Raw genomic sequence first — 13394 nt, 5'->3', positions numbered from 1 at the left:
TATTCAAACTAGACCTTTCTTTTTTTACAGGTAAGTAAACGCTTACATGTTTTAGTGTAAAATACGATGCTCAGGATCATTCATTTCGATAAGTTTTCCATTATCTAGTTTAAGTTTTCGATCATAAAAATGACCAATATCCGTGTCACCAGTAATAATTAATGTAAGTCGCTGTCTCCTAACATAATTAACGAGTAAATTCATTAGTTCATAGTGTTCTTCTTCATTCATTCCCATTGTTAGTTCATCCAGTAATAATAGTCGTGGGTTTGACATTAATATTCTAGCTATCGTGATTTTTAGGCGATCTACCTTTGTTAATTCCTCTGGGTATTCTGTTAGCTTTTTTGAACTAATTTCTAACATGGAGAGGATATATTGAGCTTCTTCATCAAATAGATTATAATCAGGATCGTCTTCTTCTTGGCCCATTAACAAATGTTGCTTTGCTGTTAAATAAGGTATTAAGCAATCTTCACTTGTTAAAAAGCCAATATACTTTAGCCGCCAGTCTGAACGCTTTTCAATTGTTAATAAATCTTTACCAAATACTTTGATCGTTCCGTGATTAGGTGGTGTCATAGCTGCGATCATTTTTAGTAGAGTTGTCCTTCCACTACCATATTGACCGCTAATAAAGACAATCTCACCTTCATGGACATGTAACGACAAATCATTAAATAAGATATTTTTTCGGTTCCCTGTAATATATTTTTTGGAAACATTTTTCGCCGTTATCACATACACGTTATTTCACCCCTCTCATAATACATAATATGATTTCAAGATTACTCCCATAACAATATTTAAGCACTTATTTTTAAGAAAATATAGATGAATTAGCCCAGAAATTTGAATATTATATTAAATTTTTGTGGTCAAAGTTGTATATCTACCCAAGTGAACATATTCACTAGTTGCGAAAAAGTAGTTAGTAAGTATATCATTTAATTATTAGTTTTTGAGTAAGCAAGTGCTGAAAATTATGAAGAACTATAGGAGTAGCTTTATAGATTTCCGCGTTCAAGTAAATAGGAGGTTTTCAATGTTTGATGATTTTTTGACCCGATTGGACTGGTTAACAAACTGGGAAGATGTCGGGATTGCTTTAGGAATTTTGCTGATTTTTCATGTTTTTCGAAGTATCTTTACTAAGTACATTTACAAATTGTTATTAAGGTTAGCCAAAAAAACACCGACAGATGTTTTATCCAATCTTTTTATAGCTTTCGAAGGGCCATTACGCTTATTTTTCGTCGGAATTGGCTTTTATTTGGCATTAATGTATCTACCGCTAGAAGCAAAAACGAATGAGTTTATCATTCAGGTTTATCGCTCGTTTCTAATTTTTTTGGTAGGCTATGGATTGTTTAACTTATCAGCTTCATCCTCATTATTGTTTCAAAAAATTGGTTCCAAATTAGACGTACAAGTAGATGAAATCCTGCTACCTTTTTTATCAAAACTAACAAGGATAATTATTATTGCATTAATGATTAGTATCATAGCTGGAGAATGGGGCTATGATGTGAACGGCTTTATAGCAGGGCTAGGACTTGGAGGTCTTGCATTTGCTCTTGCAGCAAAGGATGCCATTGCTAACTTATTTGGAGGCGTAATAATTATTACTGAAAAGCCTTTTTCAATTGGAGATTGGATTAGAACACCAAGTGTCGAAGGAACAGTCGAAGATATTACTTTTCGTAGTACAAAAGTTCGAACGTTTGCTCAAGCTGTTGTAACAGTTCCAAACTCTACTCTAGCTAATGAACCAATTACAAATTGGACAAGAATGGGTAAGCGAAGAATTTCATTTCATTTAGGAGTTACTTACTCAACTCCGAAAGATAAGTTGGAAGCATGTACGAAAAAAATAGATGACATGCTAAAAAGTCATAGTGAAATTGATCAGGAAGTAATTTTTGTTCGTTTTGATGAGTTCAACGAAAGTAGTTTAGACATTTTTGTATATTTCTTTACAAAAACTACAATTTGGGGAGAATTTCTTGCTGTAAAAGAAGATGTTAATTTTAAGATCATGGAAATCTTGGAACAGGAAGGTGTTTCTGTTGCCTTTCCTAGTCGAAGTATTTTTATTGAAGAAGAAACCAGTAAGGAAGTGTAATAAAAGAAGGCTGTTTTTGCAGAGTTTGTTGCTTTCGTAAAAATCCCAAAAGCCGGATTTTTACACAAATTACTTAGAATTCACCACTAATTTAGTAAGTGTTGCTCTTTTCTTACATAATTTATTGGCTGATATCTTCATCTAGGGTATATTTCCGATAATTTTAGGATAAAAAAGCAACAGTTTTTTTGTGCGACGAGTAACCGCAGGAGCAATGTTTACGAAAAGAGCCTAAAAGAAACAGCCTAATCTGTGTCTGGACACAATACTAGGCTGTTTTTTCATAGTAAGTTCAAAGGTTAACGGTGAATCACTATATATTATATGGTATAACTAAATAATAGCTGCAAATTTTATTACAAATTACCGTGATGAAAAGTATAATCACATATATAAGGTGGGGAGTAATGTTATGTCTTCTGTCGAAGTAATTGTCTATACTAGTACAGGTTGTCCTTATTGTGAAAAGGTAAAAACTCACTTAACAGAATGGGGAATTGAGTTTGAAGTACGAAACGTAACACTATATAAAGAGTATTTCGAGAAACTACGTGAAAATAACATTCCTGGGACACCTGCTACATATGTAAATGGAAAGCTCATACTAGGTTTTCAGGAAAAGAAGTTCAAGGAAGCCTTGGGCTTAGAGGAAGATAATGAGTTAGATGTAGAGGTTAGCAAGTAGTACTTTCTACAACACTAAAAAATGGTAGGAATTGGAATTTTCCAATTCCTTTTTTTATTGGGTAAAGCTGAAAAAAAATAATTCAAATTTATCGCTAAAAAAAGGTTGCATTTACCAAACCTCTGTTATAGTATAATAAATATAAAATGTAACTGTATCAATACAGAAAAGAATAGGAGTGAATGAACGATGACAAATCATTATCAAGAAGAAGTTATGAAATTAGAAACAAGTTGGCAAAATGACAAAAGGTGGGAGGGTATTACTAGAAATTATTCTGCTGCAGATGTAATCAAACTAAGAGGATCTGTGCAAATTGAACACACACTGGCTAGAAGAGGTGCAGAGCGACTTTGGAACCAACTTCATTCAATGGATTTTGTTGCTGCTCTAGGAGCGTTAACAGGTAATCAAGCAATTCAACAGGCTAAAGCTGGTTTACAAGCGGTTTACTTAAGTGGCTGGCAAGTAGCTGCAGATGCAAACTTAGCGGGGCAAATGTACCCTGACCAAAGTCTTTATCCTGCAAATAGTGTGCCTATGGTGGTTAAACGTATAAATCAAGCTTTACAGCGCGCAGACCAAATCCAGCATATGGAAGGTAACGGTAACATTGATTACTTCCTTCCAATTGTCGCAGATGCAGAAGCTGGATTTGGTGGTCAATTAAATGTGTTTGAGCTAATGAAGGGTATGATTGAAGCAGGTGCTGCCGGAGTTCACTTCGAAGATCAATTGGCCTCTGAGAAAAAGTGCGGTCATTTAGGAGGAAAAGTATTAATCCCAACTCAAACAGCTGTCCGAAATCTCACAGCAGCTAGACTTGCTGCCGATGTTTCAGGCGTTCCTACGTTAATTATCGCAAGGACTGATGCTGATGCGGCAGATTTAATTACGAGTGATGTTGATCCGTATGATTGCGAGTTTATTACAGGTGAAAGGACACCCGAAGGTTTCTTTCGATCAAAACCAGGTATTGAGCAAGCGATTTCACGTGGCTTAGCTTACGCGCCTTATGCAGACTTAGTTTGGTGTGAGACATCAAAACCAAGCTTAGAAGAAGCAAAAGCATTTGCTGATGCCATTCATGCCAAGTATCCAGGAAAGATGTTAGCCTATAATTGTTCCCCTTCGTTTAACTGGAAGGCTAACTTAGATGAAGAAACGATTGAGAACTATCAAATTGAGCTCGGTAAAATGGGCTATAAGTTCCAGTTTGTAACATTAGCAGGTTTCCACGCGTTAAATCATAGTATGTTTGAATTAGCTCATGCATATAAGACTCGAGGAATGGGTGCTTACTCTGAACTTCAACAAGCGGAATTTGCTAGCGAAGCAAAGGGATATACAGCTACACGTCACCAACGTGAAGTAGGTACTGGATATTTTGATGAAGTTGCCCAAGCGGTTTCGGGTGGTACTTCTTCAACAACTGCTTTAAAGGGCTCTACCGAAGTAGCTCAGTTTTAATAATTCCACGTGATATTACTTCCCGCTTTAAACGCTACGTCTCACCAACGTAGCGTTTTTTGAGTTAAAACAAATGGTTTACATGAATACTTACCAATAAAGTTAAACTAAATAAGGAATGTAAATCAAATCGCTTGTCACTACTAGTACTTTTTGGTAGAGTAAAGTATAATTTGTATGTATGATTACATAATCAAAGAACTTTATGTGCATGGGAGGAAATTGGAAATGAAAATGATGGATGCAAACGAGATTATCTCATTTATCTCAAACAGTGTAAAATCTACACCTGTGAAGGTTTATGTTAAAGGTGACCTAGAGGGAATTAATTTTGGAGAAAATACAAAAACATTTATCTCTGGTTCAACAGGAACAATATTTGGTGAATGGGCTGATATTGATGCAGCACTTCAATCAAATGCAGATAAAATTGAGGACTTTGTTGTTGAAAATGATCGTCGCAACTCTGCAATCCCTTTACTAGATATAAAAAATATTAAAGCGCGCATTGAGCCAGGTGCAATCATTCGTGATCAAGTTGAAATTGGTGACAATGCTGTTATTATGATGGGGGCTTCAATCAATATCGGGTCTGTTATCGGTGAAGGTACAATGATTGATATGAACGTAGTATTAGGTGGAAGAGCAACAGTAGGTAAGAATTGCCACATAGGTGCTGGATCTGTACTAGCAGGTGTAATTGAACCACCTTCAGCTAAACCGGTTGTCGTAGAAGATAACGTTGTTGTAGGAGCCAATGCTGTAATCTTAGAAGGTGTTACAGTTGGACAAGGTGCGGTTGTTGCAGCTGGAGCAATTGTTACGGAAGACGTACCACCAAACACTGTTGTAGCAGGTGTACCTGCACGTGTGATAAAAGAAATTGATGAGAAAACTAAAGGTAAAACTGAAATTAAACAAGAGCTTCGTCGATTAAACGAAGATCGTTAATCACAATGAAGATACCTGCTAGCCTTTATGGCAGTGGGTATTTTCATTAGGTTGTTTTCGCAAAGTTTGTTGCCTTCCGTAAAAATCCCAAAAGCCGGATTTTTACACAAAATACTAAGAATTCACAACTAATTTAGTAAGTATTGCTCTTTTCTTACATAATTTATTGGTTGATATCTTCATCTAGGGTACTTTTCCGATTATATTAGGGTAAAAAAGCAAATGTTTACGAAAAGAGCCTTTCATTATTACTAAAAAAAGAGGTAGTTAATATGGTTGAGTCTCAGTTTATTAATATAAGAAGACAATTGCATCAAATTCCCGAGCTTGGTTTTGAAGAATTTAAAACACAAGAATTTTTACTTACTTTTATTAAGAACTTACCACAACAAAATATTGAAATTGCTACATGGAAGACCGGTTTATTTGTTAAGGTAATTGGATCAACTCCATCAAAAATAATTGGCTACCGAGCTGATATAGATGGGCTCCCTATGGAAGAAGAAACAAACTTGCCATATAAATCACAACACGAGGGGAAAATGCATGGTTGTGGCCATGATTTTCATATGAGTATTGCCCTTGGTGTCTTATCTTATTTTGCAAGTAACCAACCTAAAGAAACAATCTTATTTATCTTTCAACCAGCAGAGGAAGGGCCAGGTGGTGCAAAGCCAATGCTTGAGAGTACGTTTTTCAACGAAAATCGTCCAAGTATGATGATAGCACTACATATCGCTCCGGAGTACCCAGTTGGAACGGTTGCAACGAAAACTGGTTTGCTCTTTGCAAATACGTCTGAACTATTTATAGATTTAGAAGGTAAGGGGGGCCATGCTGCCTATCCTCACACAGCCAACGATATGGTTGTAGCCGCGAGCCACTTTGTGACTCAACTCCAAACAATTGTTGCTAGAAATATAGATCCGCTCGATTCAGCAGTTGTAACCATTGGGAAAATTACAGGTGGCACAAAGCAAAATATTATTGCTGAGAGAGCAAGAGTAGAAGGCACTATTAGAACATTATCACTGGAATCGATGGCAAAAATAAAAAAGCGTATTAAAGCTCTAGTTAACGGTATTGAATTAGGTTTTGACTGTAAGCTATCAATCGATTTTGGATCAAACTATTGCCAAGTATACAATGATGAAACAATTACCAATAGTTTCATGGAGTTTGTTCAAAAAAATTATCCTAGAACAACACTAATTGAATGTAGAGAAGCTATGACCGGTGAAGACTTTGGTTATTTTCTAGAACAAATTCCTGGATTTATGTTTTGGCTAGGTGTTAATTCTGAATATGGACTTCACTCAAACCATTTAAACCCTAACGAAGAAGCAATTCCGTTTGCGATAAACCTGATTGTGGAGTACTTACAAACTGTTTAATTTTATAAGAAAGTATGAAAACAGAATAATCTTCCATTTAATTGGACAAATTACCGTTGTAGAGAGATGTATCTTTACATATATAACGGATGATTTGGAAGGAGGAACGTTTTATGGCGAAGATTGGTGTTGAACAATCTTTAACTGATGTTCAAGAAGCGTTACAATCAAAAGGTTATGATGTTGTGCAATTAAAGCAGGAGAATGATGCGCAAGGTTGCGATTGCTGCGTAATTACGGGGCAAGATCAGAATGTAATGGGAATTCAAAACGTAGTTACACAAGGCTCAGTAATTAATGCTAATGGTCTAACTGCTGAGGAAGTTTGTCAACAAGTTGAGAACAAACTTCAATAACTTTAGATAGGGAATGACAAAAAATTAGCCTTCTAAGTTTAGAAGGCTAACCAATGTCGTTCCTTATTTCTTTTCCATATAGACTTGGTGAGGAAATGGAATTTCGATTCCGTGACGATCTAATGCTTCTTTCAGAGCTTTTCGAAGTTTTCTTTCAACCGCCCACTGTGACATATTTTCTGTCTTTGCAATAATTCTAATCACAACATCAGAGTCACCTAAACTTTGTACGCCTACAACATTAGGGCCTTCTTTAATTGCAGTCTCTTCTTTAGCAACTTCATCACAAACTGTTTGTAATACTGCAATAGCCTCATCAATATTTTCATCATAAGCGATACTTATATCGACTAGAGCTCTCATATTCCCACGTGAATGATTACTTACACTTTTAATCTCGCGGTTTGGAATAAAATGTAGTGTTCCATCAAAACCTCGTACACTTGTTGTGCGTAATCCAACTTCCTCAACGACTCCGTCTACTCCCGCCATAGTGACATAGTCGTCAACTTCTATTTGTTTTTCAAGTAAAATAAAAAAACCAGTGACAACATCACTTACTAACCCTTGTGCACCAAAACCAATAGCTAATCCTATAATACCAGCTCCAGCAATTAATGGTGCGATATCATAATCAAAAATACCGATTACGATGGTCAGTAAGAAAAAAATAAGAAAATATGTAAAAACATTAAGAGTTAGTTTTTCTAGTGTTTTCGTTCGGCCAGGGTGCATTCCTCGCTGTTCTTGAACCTTGCTAAACGAACTAGAAATAACCCTAGTTCCAATCTTTTTTACAAGCATATAAAAAAAGATAATTCCTATTAACTGCAGGACAATAATAGACACGCTCATAAAAAATTGACTCCAATCATATGTTTCGAGCCATCCAATCGTCATTTATATCATCTCCCTCTCATTTCTATAATACCCCGAACTGATAGTACACTAAACATAACCTAGATTTTAACATAATTAGTTAGAAACTTAAAATAATATATGGCTAGTTTGTTACAATTTCTAGTACTTGAAAAAGTTTTATTTAAATGATTAGTTATCCGTCTCTGATTCGGGTTATAATACCATTGTTATTGTTATAAATGGATGATTTTACTAACAATTAGTTGACCAAGCTGTAAAGTCTTTTCTATAATAGTGACTGTAATGGAATGTGAATATCATACCCGAAAAGGGGAATATTTTAGGAGGTTATACATATGAGTGACAAAAGAATGGTAGGAAAACAAGCACCAAGATTTGAAATGGATGCGGTAATGGCTAGTAAAGAATTTGGAAAAGTAAGTCTTGAAGAAAATATGAAAAATGACAAGTGGACTGTCCTTTTCTTCTATCCTATGGATTTTACATTTGTTTGTCCGACAGAAATTACTGCTTTAAGTGACCGTTACGACGAGTTCGAAGATTTAGATGCCGAGGTAATTGGAGTTTCAACTGATACAGTTCATACCCACTTAGCTTGGATTAACACTGACCGGGACTCAAACGGATTAGGTGAATTAAAATATCCTTTAGCAGCTGATACAAACCATGTTGTCTCAAGGGAATATGGTGTTTTAATTGAAGATCAAGGTATTGCTCTTCGTGGTTTATTCATCATTAGCCCAGAAGGTGAGTTAATGTATTCAGTTGTTAACCACAACAACATTGGTCGTGATGTTGATGAGACTTTACGAGTTCTTCAAGCATTACAAACTGGTGGATTATGCCCTGCTAACTGGAAGCCAGGTCAAGCAACACTTTAATTCATAAATTTACTTTAGAAAAGGGTCTAGCTATTAGTTAGGCCTTTTTATTAAAAGGCTGTTTTCCTCAAAGTTTGTTGCTTTCGTAAAAATCCCAAAAGCCGGATTTTTACACAAAATACTAAGAATTCACAACTAATTTAGTAAGTATTGCTCTTTTCTTACATAATTTATTGGCTGATATCTTCATCTAGAGTATTTTTCCAATTATTTTAGGGTAAAAAGCAACATGTTTACGAAAAGAGCCTTTTAAAAATTCGAGGAGGATTTGTATGAAATTAAGAACACCAATGCCAGAACTTTCTGGAGCAACAGAATGGTTAAATGGTGAAGTAACAAGAGAAGATTTGGTTGGCAATAAGCCAACTTTGTTTCACTTTTGGTCAATTAGCTGTCATTTATGTAAAGACGCTATGCCAAATATTAATGAGTTTCGTGATCTATATAAGGATCAATTAAATGTTGTAGCTGTTCATATGCCACGTTCGGAGAAAGATTTAGATCTTGAAGAAATTAAAAAGGTTGCAACAGAACATGAAATCAGCCAACCGATTTATATCGACAATGAACATAAGTTAACGGATGCGTTCGAAAATAAATATGTACCTGCGTACTATGTTTTTGATAGTGAAGGTCAGCTTCGGCATTTTCAGGCAGGTGGGGGCGGAATGAAAATGCTAACGAAGCGTGTAAATCGAGTATTAGGTATTAAGGAAGAATAAATTATCTAGTTGAATGAATTTCATAATTACCTTAATGGAGCCATTACGATACTATTGAATTATGAAAATCAATGAGTAAAAATTATACACTAAAATAATGAGTCACCTCTTTCTGTATAGATTTGTATATATAGATTGAGGTGATTTTTTTTTATGAATATTAATGATAAAAGAAATAGCTTAGCTAGGCATAGTAGCCGATCTTACCGAAGAAGGTCTAGATCAGATATTAGAAATATAGCAATTCATCATAGTGCAACAACATCAGGAAGTGCAGAAGCGTTTGCCAGATATCATGTAAACCAATTAGGGTGGCCTGGTATTGCTTACCATTATGTTGTAAATAAAGATGGTTCGATCGATCTTTGTCATGATCCAGAAGTGGTTAGTTACCATGTTGGAAATAGTAATTCAAGAGCTCTTGGGATTTGTATGGTCGGAGATTTTCGTACTCAAACTCTCGAAACAGCCCAAAGAGAAGCGACCATTGCGTTGATAAGAAGCTTGCTTGTTGATTTTAATCTAACCGTTGACGACGTTTGGGGACATATAGAGTTCCCAGGTTATGAATGGAAGCAATGTCCTTCTATTAGTATGGAGCAGTTTCGTCGCTCATTAAGTACAGGAGAAGCAGTATCTCCGCCTAGTATTTCCGTTCCAACCCAATCTAGAGAAAGAACACTCTTAAGCTTGGGTGACCGTGGAAATGATGTTCGAGCTGTTCAACAGCAGCTAGCAGATTTAGGATTCAATCCAGGCCCAGTAGATGGGATTTTCGGACCATTAACTACGGATGCAGTAGAAAGATTTCAAAGGGCGTCTCGGATAAATGTTGATGGAGTTGTGGGTCCACAAACGAGAACTGCAATGAGTAACTATAGCCCTCCTTCTGAGCCTATAGAACATGGGGCGCCTTCTGATGAGCCAGATGAAAGAGAGAGCCAATTTCTAGAGGAAAATCGAAGAATGTTACGCTTTATTAGGCCGATGATGCGAGGGGAAGATGTTAGAGAAGTGCAAGAGAAAGTTGGGGCTATTTTAGATGGTACCTACGGACCTGATACTGAAAGAAGAGTAATGGATTTCCAACGAAGAAATAATTTAGTAGCAGATGGGATTGTTGGGCCGCGAACATGGGCTGCATTAGATGGAATTTCCCAGATAAGCCCAGTTTATAGTAGGTTATTATCATTACGTGATCCAATGATGAGGGGAGAAGATGTTAAACATGTTCAAACAGCACTGAATGTGACAGCAGATGGAGTTTTTGGCCCCATAACTGAGCGAGCCGTTCGTAATTTCCAAAGACAACAACGACTACAAGTTGATGGAATTGTTGGACCTCAAACCTGGAACCGGTTATTTTAAATCATTTGTGCCCCTAATAAATTTAAAATTAAATTGCTTAAATTTTTTTAATATTGTGATATGATTATAGTAAAATACCCGATGAACTAGCTCTCCCTTTACAAAGTCAATTGAGGGCAACACGTACGAGTGTGGGAGGTAGTTTGGCTTTTCTAATGGATGGGGGAAATGCTAAGATATGAAGAAACAGTTTGCAGTAATTGGTTTAGGTAGATTTGGGGGAAGTATTTGTAAGTCATTAAGTGAGCAAGGAATGGAAGTGCTTGCAATTGATACTGATGAGGACAAAGTAAATAATTATTCTTCTATCGTAACTCATGCTGTTGTAGCTGATGGTGCAGATGAGAATGCCTTAAGAAGCCTTGGAATTCGTAACTTTGATCATGTAATCGTCGCTATTGGTGAAAATATTCAAGCTAGTATTTTAACAACATTAATCTTAGATGAATTAGGAGTCAAACATATTACGGTAAAAGCTCAAAATGATTACCATGAAAAAGTATTAAATAAAATTGGAGCACATAAAGTTGTACATCCTGAAAGGGATATGGGTGTTCGGATTGCTCACAATATCGTCTCGAAAAATGTATTAGATTACCTAGAACTTTCTAAGGATTATAGTATTGTTGAATTAATCGCTGGAGAAAAGATGAATAATAAATCGCTCATTGAGCTTAACATCCGTGCTAAATATGGGGTAAATATAATGGCAATAAAGCGAGACGGTAACATTAACGTTTCTCCATACGGCACAGAGAAAATTCTAAGCGGTGATATATTAATTGTCATTGGGGCTGTAGTTGATATAAATAAGCTAGAAGATGCCTTATTTGATAAAGATTAAAAAAAGAAGAGCTTATGATGTAAGCTCTTCTTTGATTCAACAAATTTATACTTCCATAATAATTGGTAAGATCATTGGTTTTCGCTTCGTTTTTTCATAAAGGAATGGCCCAAGAACATCAGTAATTTCATTCTTGATTTCGGACCACTGTGATGTTTTTCGATCCATAATGCCTTGTAAATGCTTAGCAAGAAGTGCTTGAGCATCATTTATTAAGTCGCCAGATTCTCTCATATAAACGAACCCTCTTGAAATAATGTCTGGCCCTGCAGTAACCTTAAATTCTTTCATATTTAAGCTTACTACCACTACGACTAGACCTTCTTCAGATAAAATACGTCGGTCTCTTAATACAATATTTCCAATATCTCCAATGCCGTTTCCGTCAACATAGATAGAGCCAGATGGTACTTTACCAACAATTCCTGCCTCTTCTTGGCTAAGTGCCAATACTTCTCCGTTATCCATGACGAAGCAATTTTCTTCTGAAATATCACAATCCATAGCAAGCTTAACATGCATTTTTAACATACGGTATTCACCATGGATTGGGAAGAAATATTTAGGCTTCATTAAGCGTAGCATTAATTTTTGTTCTTCTTGACCACCATGCCCTGAAGTATGAATATCACTTAATGATCCGTGGATGACTTCAGCACCAGCTCGATACAGTTGATTAATTGTTTTACTTACACTTAATGTATTACCTGGGATAGGTGATGATGAAAATACAACTGTGTCACCAGGAATAATCTGAATTTGTCTATGAGTTCCAAAAGCAATACGAGATAGTGCAGCCATAGGCTCTCCTTGGCTACCTGTACAAAGAATTGTTACTTCGTTTGCAGGGAGTTTATTTAATTGGCTTGGATCAACGAAAGTTCCCTTCGGAGCCTTAATATAGCCCAAGTCTTGACCGATTGTAATAGCATTCTCCATACTTCTTCCAAATACTGCTACTTTACGGTTATTAGCTACTGCCGACTCGACAACCTGCTGTAAGCGATGAATATTTGATGCGAAAGTAGCGAAGATCACTCGACCATCTACCTTACGAAAAATAGTATCAATGCTTTCCCCGACTCTTCTTTCTGACATAGTGAAACCTGGAACTTCACTATTCGTACTATCAGATAAGAGACAAAGTACACCTTCTTGTCCAATTTGTGCCATTTTTGTTAGATTCGCAGGCTCTCCAACTGGGGTGAAATCGAATTTAAAATCCCCTGTATGAACGATGTTACCTGGAGGTGTCTTAACCACAATTCCGTATGAGTCAGGAATACTATGTGTGGTACGAAAGAAAGTTACCGATACTTTTTCAAATTTGATAATGTCATCTTCTTTAATCTCTATTAGTTTCGTTTTTCTGAGCAGTCCATGCTCTTCTAACTTCCCTTTTAGTAGTCCTAGTGCCAATTTTCCACCATAGATTGGAATATTAACTTGTCTTAATAGGTAAGGAATCCCACCGATATGATCTTCGTGACCATGTGTAATAAACAGTCCTTTTATCTTATCTACATTTTTAACAATATACGTATAATCAGGAATGACATAATCAATTCCAAGTAACTCATCTTCAGGAAACTTTATTCCTGCATCAATGAGGATAATCTCATCTTGAAATTGTACTGCGTATGTGTTTTTTCCAATTTCGCCTAACCCACCTAGGGCAAAAACGGCTGTTTGATTGTTTTTAACTTGCTTCATAAT

Annotated in this window: 13 protein-coding genes; 10 read left to right on the top strand and 3 right to left on the bottom strand. The window is 36.1% G+C overall.

Annotated features, from left to right (window positions below; translation table 11 throughout):
* Positions 1-51: 51 nt before the first annotated feature.
* The gene (locus DS745_RS17650) at positions 52-747 is read right to left on the bottom strand and encodes an ATP-binding cassette domain-containing protein (RefSeq protein ID WP_129079543.1); all 696 of its coding nucleotides are present in this window, start codon (positions 745-747) and stop codon (positions 52-54) included.
* A gap of 298 nt (positions 748-1045) precedes the next feature.
* Between DS745_RS17650 and DS745_RS17645 the strand changes: the two genes are divergently transcribed.
* The 6 genes from DS745_RS17645 (at position 1046) to DS745_RS17620 (ending at position 6981) form a co-directional block, all read left to right on the top strand.
* Positions 1046-2125: a mechanosensitive ion channel family protein gene (locus DS745_RS17645; RefSeq protein ID WP_129079542.1), complete on the top strand. Its 1080-nt coding sequence runs from the start codon at positions 1046-1048 to the stop codon at positions 2123-2125.
* A gap of 412 nt (positions 2126-2537) precedes the next feature.
* A complete protein-coding gene (locus tag DS745_RS17640) occupies positions 2538-2810 on the top strand; it encodes a glutaredoxin family protein (protein ID WP_129079541.1) in 273 nt (90 codons plus the stop codon).
* Between the two features lie 189 nt (positions 2811-2999).
* The gene (aceA, locus tag DS745_RS17635; protein WP_129079540.1) at positions 3000-4280 is read left to right on the top strand and encodes an isocitrate lyase; all 1281 of its coding nucleotides are present in this window, start codon (positions 3000-3002) and stop codon (positions 4278-4280) included.
* Positions 4281-4508: 228 nt separating this feature from the next.
* Complete coding sequence (gene dapD, locus DS745_RS17630; protein ID WP_129079539.1) at positions 4509-5231, top strand: 2,3,4,5-tetrahydropyridine-2,6-dicarboxylate N-acetyltransferase; 723 nt, start codon at positions 4509-4511, stop codon at positions 5229-5231.
* 272 nt (positions 5232-5503) lie between these two features.
* Positions 5504-6625: an N-acetyldiaminopimelate deacetylase gene (locus DS745_RS17625; RefSeq protein ID WP_129079538.1), complete on the top strand. Its 1122-nt coding sequence runs from the start codon at positions 5504-5506 to the stop codon at positions 6623-6625.
* Between the two features lie 113 nt (positions 6626-6738).
* Positions 6739-6981 carry a YkuS family protein gene (locus tag DS745_RS17620; protein WP_129079537.1) on the top strand — a complete coding sequence of 81 codons (243 nt, stop codon included), beginning with the start codon at positions 6739-6741 and terminating at the stop codon, positions 6979-6981.
* Positions 6982-7044: 63 nt separating this feature from the next.
* Here DS745_RS17620 and DS745_RS17615 read toward each other — a convergent pair whose 3' ends face one another.
* Positions 7045-7881, bottom strand: coding sequence for a mechanosensitive ion channel family protein (locus tag DS745_RS17615; protein WP_277750931.1), 837 nt, complete (start codon positions 7879-7881; stop codon positions 7045-7047).
* 317 nt (positions 7882-8198) lie between these two features.
* Here DS745_RS17615 and DS745_RS17610 point away from each other — a divergent pair, with 317 nt between their 5' ends.
* The 4 genes from DS745_RS17610 (at position 8199) to DS745_RS17595 (ending at position 11678) form a co-directional block, all read left to right on the top strand.
* Positions 8199-8744, top strand: coding sequence for a peroxiredoxin (locus DS745_RS17610; protein ID WP_129079536.1), 546 nt, complete (start codon positions 8199-8201; stop codon positions 8742-8744).
* Positions 8745-9016: 272 nt separating this feature from the next.
* A complete protein-coding gene (locus DS745_RS17605) occupies positions 9017-9466 on the top strand; it encodes a redoxin domain-containing protein (RefSeq protein ID WP_129079535.1) in 450 nt (149 codons plus the stop codon).
* Between the two features lie 153 nt (positions 9467-9619).
* The gene (locus tag DS745_RS17600; RefSeq protein WP_129079534.1) at positions 9620-10834 is read left to right on the top strand and encodes a peptidoglycan recognition protein family protein; all 1215 of its coding nucleotides are present in this window, start codon (positions 9620-9622) and stop codon (positions 10832-10834) included.
* A 178-nt stretch (positions 10835-11012) separates the two neighbouring features.
* The gene (locus DS745_RS17595) at positions 11013-11678 is read left to right on the top strand and encodes a potassium channel family protein (protein WP_129079533.1); all 666 of its coding nucleotides are present in this window, start codon (positions 11013-11015) and stop codon (positions 11676-11678) included.
* Between the two features lie 45 nt (positions 11679-11723).
* Here DS745_RS17595 and rnjA read toward each other — a convergent pair whose 3' ends face one another.
* Complete coding sequence (gene rnjA / locus DS745_RS17590) at positions 11724-13391, bottom strand: ribonuclease J1 (RefSeq protein WP_129079532.1); 1668 nt, start codon at positions 13389-13391, stop codon at positions 11724-11726.
* Positions 13392-13394: the final 3 nt, after the last annotated feature.

Origin of the sequence: Anaerobacillus alkaliphilus, assembly GCF_004116265.1 — a bacterium.
Lineage (GTDB): Bacteria > Bacillota > Bacilli > Bacillales > Anaerobacillaceae > Anaerobacillus > Anaerobacillus alkaliphilus.
The sequence above is the reverse complement of the archived record's forward strand: the minus strand, read 5'-3'. Positions and strand labels throughout refer to the sequence as shown.

What these genes read in the sequence shown, in the direction of transcription:
- DS745_RS17645 (WP_129079542.1), top strand. Translation starts at nt 1,046, where the DNA reads ATGTTTGATGATTTTTTGACCCGATTGGACTGGTTAACAAACTGGGAA.
- DS745_RS17640 (WP_129079541.1), top strand. Translation starts at nt 2,538, where the DNA reads ATGTCTTCTGTCGAAGTAATTGTCTATACTAGTACAGGTTGTCCTTAT.
- aceA (WP_129079540.1), top strand. Translation starts at nt 3,000, where the DNA reads ATGACAAATCATTATCAAGAAGAAGTTATGAAATTAGAAACAAGTTGG.
- dapD (WP_129079539.1), top strand. Translation starts at nt 4,509, where the DNA reads ATGAAAATGATGGATGCAAACGAGATTATCTCATTTATCTCAAACAGT.
- DS745_RS17625 (WP_129079538.1), top strand. Translation starts at nt 5,504, where the DNA reads ATGGTTGAGTCTCAGTTTATTAATATAAGAAGACAATTGCATCAAATT.
- DS745_RS17620 (WP_129079537.1), top strand. Translation starts at nt 6,739, where the DNA reads ATGGCGAAGATTGGTGTTGAACAATCTTTAACTGATGTTCAAGAAGCG.
- DS745_RS17615 (WP_277750931.1), bottom strand. Translation starts at nt 7,881, where the DNA reads ATGACGATTGGATGGCTCGAAACATATGATTGGAGTCAATTTTTTATG.
- DS745_RS17610 (WP_129079536.1), top strand. Translation starts at nt 8,199, where the DNA reads ATGAGTGACAAAAGAATGGTAGGAAAACAAGCACCAAGATTTGAAATG.
- DS745_RS17605 (WP_129079535.1), top strand. Translation starts at nt 9,017, where the DNA reads ATGAAATTAAGAACACCAATGCCAGAACTTTCTGGAGCAACAGAATGG.
- DS745_RS17600 (WP_129079534.1), top strand. Translation starts at nt 9,620, where the DNA reads ATGAATATTAATGATAAAAGAAATAGCTTAGCTAGGCATAGTAGCCGA.
- DS745_RS17595 (WP_129079533.1), top strand. Translation starts at nt 11,013, where the DNA reads ATGAAGAAACAGTTTGCAGTAATTGGTTTAGGTAGATTTGGGGGAAGT.
- rnjA (WP_129079532.1), bottom strand. Translation starts at nt 13,391, where the DNA reads ATGAAGCAAGTTAAAAACAATCAAACAGCCGTTTTTGCCCTAGGTGGG.